3 protein-coding genes and 2 pseudogenes are annotated in these 4,323 nt (G+C 49.5%); 1 reads left to right on the plus strand and 4 read right to left on the minus strand.

Annotation, left to right across the window (positions count from 1 at the left end):
• The 4 genes and pseudogenes from BG74_RS20800 to trxA form a co-directional block, all read right to left on the minus strand.
• Nucleotides 1-594 (minus strand): annotated as a pseudogene (locus tag BG74_RS20800) (Wzz/FepE/Etk N-terminal domain-containing protein); the annotation flags it as partial.
• Between the two features lie 83 nt (nucleotides 595-677).
• Complete coding sequence (wecA, locus tag BG74_RS07085) at nucleotides 678-1,736, minus strand: UDP-N-acetylglucosamine--undecaprenyl-phosphate N-acetylglucosaminephosphotransferase (RefSeq protein ID WP_439895703.1); 1,059 nt, start codon at nucleotides 1,734-1,736, stop codon at nucleotides 678-680.
• Between the two features lie 292 nt (nucleotides 1,737-2,028).
• A complete protein-coding gene (rho, locus tag BG74_RS07090; RefSeq protein WP_066597515.1) occupies nucleotides 2,029-3,288 on the minus strand; it encodes a transcription termination factor Rho in 1,260 nt (419 codons plus the stop codon).
• A 389-nt stretch (nucleotides 3,289-3,677) separates the two neighbouring features.
• The gene (gene trxA, locus BG74_RS07095; protein ID WP_066597517.1) at nucleotides 3,678-4,004 is read right to left on the minus strand and encodes a thioredoxin TrxA; all 327 of its coding nucleotides are present in this window, start codon (nucleotides 4,002-4,004) and stop codon (nucleotides 3,678-3,680) included.
• Nucleotides 4,005-4,121: 117 nt separating this feature from the next.
• Between trxA and BG74_RS17690 the strand changes: the two are divergent.
• Nucleotides 4,122-4,323: pseudogene (locus BG74_RS17690) on the plus strand (ATP-dependent RNA helicase RhlB); the annotation flags it as partial.

Raw genomic sequence — 4,323 nt, forward strand, 5'->3', positions numbered from 1 at the left:
CGCTTTGAGTGAGAGACGGTGCGAACGACCCAGGCTGCCATGACATTCTCATTGAGATAGTTGACCGCGCGCTGGTTGGCGAAATCTACATAGTGGCGCGGCAGCGCTGATTGGCGTCCGATGCGGTTTCCGCCAGCAAAACCGCACTCTATCGGGCAGATTTTTTCACATCGTCACGCGGCAAGAACTGAATGGCGTTAATAAACTCATTCAGCAGCACCGTGTCGACGCGGGCATCGCCCTTTTTACGCGTTTGATAATATGGGGCTGGCGAGCCAGAAATCCCGGCGGGTATCGTAGGATGCGAGCTGGCACAAAAATTCCTGATACGCTTCATCGGCAATCGATGGGGTGTCAGAGGTCGGTAGCGAGCTATTTTCACATCTAAATTGTGCAAAAACTGCTGCTGGGAAAAGTAACTGCCCAGCACATTCACCGTAGGATTGTCGGTAATGGCGATATCCATCCACTCCTGCACATTACGAAGGAGCAGATAAGAGCGCCCAGCGCAAACGCGAGCGCGCAGGTGATGACGCTAACCTTGCCGCGCTACAAGGCACATAGCAAAACGCGCAAGTCTAATTTATTGTCGATAGCCTATCCCCGGTCGTCGACGGAGGAGGGTGAGCTAGCAGGTGTCATTTTCGCCCAGAATTTCCGTTTAAGGTAGTGTTTTTTTAGTGACTAAGTCGTCGTTTTGTTCGCTTGACGAAACGGGCGACCCGCCAGGCGAATTTCAGTACATAGCCATACAGTAAAAATACCACGATCCACAGCAACAACATGACAGATTCCGGCCAGCACAGCCAACGTTCCCCTGCCACGCCGAAAAACGCTAATAGCGCGGCAGTGAGCGTAATGATGATAAACGCCTGGAGCGAGCTGAAACCCGCACGCATGATCAGGTGGTGAATATGCTGCCGGTCAGGTGCAAACGGGCTAATGCCTTTGCTCATCCGGCGATACATAATGGCCATCATATCCATCAGCGGCACGGCGATAATCCACAGGGCAGTCACGGGATTCATCGGGTGTCCCCAGCCCTGGGTGCTTTGCAGTAGTAACCAGATAATCGTGAAGCCGATCATGGTACTGCCGGCATCGCCCATAAACACTTTATAGCGTCGGCCGAATACCCCAAGGTTTAATAAAATATAGGGTAAAATGGCGGCGATCATGGCAAAGCACCACAGCGCTAGGCTCGGATTATTGTCCAACATGAGCAGAATTCCTATGGCGCCGAAAGACACGCAGGAGAGACCGCCCAGCAGGCCGTCAATGCCGTCCACCATATTGAAGGCGTTAATCGCGGCCCAGACGGCGAATAGCGTCACCAAATAGCCTAATGGGCCAAGCACCATTTCCCACGACCCGAAAATGCAGCCCAGGCTATTAATGTAGCGGCCGCTGAACACAATCATCGCCACCGCGACCAGCGCCTGAATAATGGCGCGCGCCACCACGCTGATATCGAAACGATCATCGATCGCGCCAGTTACGACCAGGACGCCCGCGCACATTAGATACAGCGCCACGTGCGGAATATAATGATCCGTATAGAGAAAGGAGAAGCAGATGCCGGCATAAATGGAAATGCCGCCCACCAGGGGGATTTTCCCCTGGTGACGTTTGCGATAATTGGGCTTATCGACCAGGCCTATTTTTTTTGCAACCTTGCGCGCTAAAAACAAAAAGAGCAAAGAAAACAGAAAAATAGCAACAAAATCAGTAATCATATTGAGTATATTCACAATAGAAAGCTCTCTGTATCCATCAGGTCGTTCAATGTGTCACTATGGTTTATGCCTCAATTCCAATGCCTTACTGGTCACTGAGTTTTGTGACAACGAAATAGGGTTTCTATTATCTTCTTATGTTCCACCTGAATCTCCGTCAGGCGTGCAGATAGGATAAAAATAGACCGGACGGGCACAGACGTGTGCGCAACTGGTCACACCAAAAATGTTACTTTACTAGTATTAGGAAAAACTCTACTTTTTCACGTGGCGCTACCCGAATTTTTGTGACTTAAGAACGTTTCATCATGTCAAAGAATTCATCGTTGGTTTTGGTCATCGCCAACTTGTTCATCAGAAATTCCATAGCATCAATTTCACCCATTGGATGGATGATTTTGCGCAGGATCCACATTTTCTGCAGCTCTTCCTGAGTAGTGAGTAATTCTTCTTTACGGGTTCCGGAGCGGTTATAATCAATCGCTGGGAAAACGCGTTTCTCGGCGATTTTACGCGACAGGTGCAGTTCCATATTGCCCGTGCCCTTGAACTCTTCGTAAATCACTTCATCCATCTTCGAGCCAGTATCAATAAGCGCGGTGGCAATGATGGTCAGGCTACCTCCCTCTTCCATGTTACGCGCGGCACCGAAGAAACGTTTCGGACGATGTAGGGCATTAGAGTCGACACCACCGGTCAATACCTTGCCGGAAGCCGGTACGACGGTGTTGTAGGCGCGCGCCAGGCGGGTAATGGAATCCAGCAGGATGATAACGTCTTTCTTATGTTCAACTAGGCGCTTGGCTTTCTCTATCACCATTTCGGCGACCTGCACGTGGCGAGACGCCGGCTCGTCGAAGGTCGAGGCGATTACTTCACCTTTCACCAGACGCTGCATCTCGGTCACTTCTTCCGGACGTTCGTCAATCAGCAGCACCATTAGCACGCAGTCGGGGTGATTGTAAGCGATACTTTGGGCGATGTTTTGCAGAAGCATGGTTTTACCGGCTTTCGGCGGCGCCACGATCAGGCCGCGCTGGCCGCGGCCAATAGGCGAGGCCAGATCCAGAACGCGCGCAGTCAAATCTTCGGTAGAGCCGTTACCTCGCTCCATGCGCAAACGCGAATTAGCGTGCAGCGGCGTCAAGTTTTCAAATAGGATTTTGTTGCGGGCGTTTTCCGGCTTGTCGTAGTTGACTTCGTTGACCTTCAGCAGCGCAAAGTAGCGCTCGCCCTCTTTCGGCGGACGGATCTTGCCGGAAATGGTGTCGCCGGTTCGTAGGTTAAAGCGGCGGATCTGGCTAGGGGAAACGTAAATATCATCAGGGCCAGCGAGGTAAGAACTGTCGCTGGAGCGGAGAAAACCGAATCCGTCCTGCAAAATTTCCAATACACCATCGCCGAAGATATCCTCGCCACTCTTGGCATGCTGCTTGAGGATTGCGAAGATGATGTCTTGTTTACGCATACGGGCCAGGTTTTCCAGCCCCATGTTCTCGCCAAGGGTCACTAGCTCTGAAACCGGTGTATTTTTTAATTCGGTAAGGTTCATAATAGTGGGTTCTTAAACTCGGGGTATATCTCGAACTGATTTCGTGGACGGTATGACAGTGTAAAACTGTTGCTGCTATGGCATTTAATCCCGGCAGATCCATTTTGGCTTACAACGACTCATGCAGTATGCATGACAAGAAGACTGAGAGATAAGAGTACCTAACAACGGATTAATTTAAATCCCGCCTGCCTGACGCCCTCGTTGGTAACGTTTGGTACCTTCTTGCAATGGGGTACTCACAAAGAAGAGTAAAGCTAAGATTCAAACTACAGGTAAGATTATAATGCAGTGGGCATAAACCTAGCATGGTTCTTGATGGGCGTCTAGCGGTCAATATGAGAAATGCTTATGAACGCCAGCGCCCAGAGTAATATGCGCAATACCGCTTACAGACTTGCGTTAAGGAACTCTTTCAACTGTCCTTTAGACAGAGTGCCAACCTTGGTGGCTACCACTTCACCGTCTCGGAACAACAATAGGGTGGGAATACTGCGGATACCATACTTTTGTGCAGTGGCCGGATTTTCGTCGATGTTCAATTTAGCGATGGTCAGTTTGCCATCGAATTCATCAGCGACTTCTGCCAGGGTAGGCGCAATCATTTTACAAGGACCACACCATTCGGCCCAGAAATCTACCAAAAATAGCCCATTGACCTGTAATACGTCCTTTTCGAAGCTATTGTCACTCAGATGAATAATCTTATCACTCATGTTTTACTCCACAGATTTATCGTGACCTGCCGTTACAGCAACGACCAACAACAGGTGAACTTTATTTCACTGTATACACTTTCTTAATGCAATAGCCAGTTTCTATTCTACCACACTATAAGCAAAACACACTTAAAAGAGAAGAAGCTTTCCGACTTCTCCCTGTACCCGTTAATCGTTGAAGAGATTAATTCTAAAGGCTTTAACAATTATATATCCATTCAAGCGCTGACATTACCCATTACGCTTGCGGGCAAAAGACGTCGCGGACCAGGTGCAAACCGGTAATGGAAAAACGCTGTCCTTTCTAACGGCTACG

This window comes from Sodalis-like endosymbiont of Proechinophthirus fluctus (assembly GCF_001602625.1).
GTDB lineage: Bacteria > Pseudomonadota > Gammaproteobacteria > Enterobacterales > Enterobacteriaceae.

Bases quoted from the DNA above. Each gene is read 5' to 3' on its own strand.
- wecA (WP_439895703.1), bottom strand. From the start codon at position 1,736: ATGATTACTGATTTTGTTGCTATTTTTCTGTTTTCTTTGCTCTTTTTG.
- rho (WP_066597515.1), bottom strand. From the start codon at position 3,288: ATGAACCTTACCGAATTAAAAAATACACCGGTTTCAGAGCTAGTGACC.
- trxA (WP_066597517.1), bottom strand. From the start codon at position 4,004: ATGAGTGATAAGATTATTCATCTGAGTGACAATAGCTTCGAAAAGGAC.